This window comes from Citrobacter sp. VF227 (assembly GCF_052950715.1).
Genome location: NZ_JBRFVF010000623.1, coordinates 1 through 434, shown reverse-complemented (window position 1 = coordinate 434; position 434 = coordinate 1). Strand labels below are relative to the sequence as shown.

Below are 434 nucleotides of genomic sequence, written 5' to 3'. Positions count from 1 at the left end.
GGGGCTGCGCCTGGCCCGCTCACTCGCCACCGCCTGGACCTGTCGCGACGCCCGGGGCGCTCGTATCGACGCCCGGACGCCCCAGTCCGACCGCGAGCGAGCCGCCCATGTCGAATGAATCCGAGAGCCTGGCGGGTGGCCGCGCGCGCCTCCCCCAGGGCGTGCGTGACCTCCTGGCCGCCCTCGCCGGGCGCCACCTCGTCGGGAACGCGCTGGTCGGCCCGGTGGACGGAGCCTGCCTCACCGTCCTCGATCCGGCCACCGGGCGCGCCCTGGCCCAGGCGCCCGCGGCCGGCCCGGCGGACGTCCAGACGGCGGTCGCGGCCGCCCGTGCTGCTGGACAGGCCTGGGCGCGGGTTCCGGCCCGCGAGCGCGGGCGGTTGGTGGCCGAGGGCGGGCGCTGGATCGCGGCGACGTCTCCGGATCTCGCCCCC

The 434-nt window shown here is 79.3% G+C and carries 1 protein-coding gene; it reads left to right on the top strand.

Going from position 1 to position 434, the window contains the following annotated elements; all coding sequences use genetic code 11:
• Window positions 1-107: 107 nt before the first annotated feature.
• Window positions 108-434 (top strand): aldehyde dehydrogenase family protein (locus ACU8YC_RS28230; protein ID WP_446896426.1); only part of this gene is annotated, 327 nt, incomplete at its 3' end.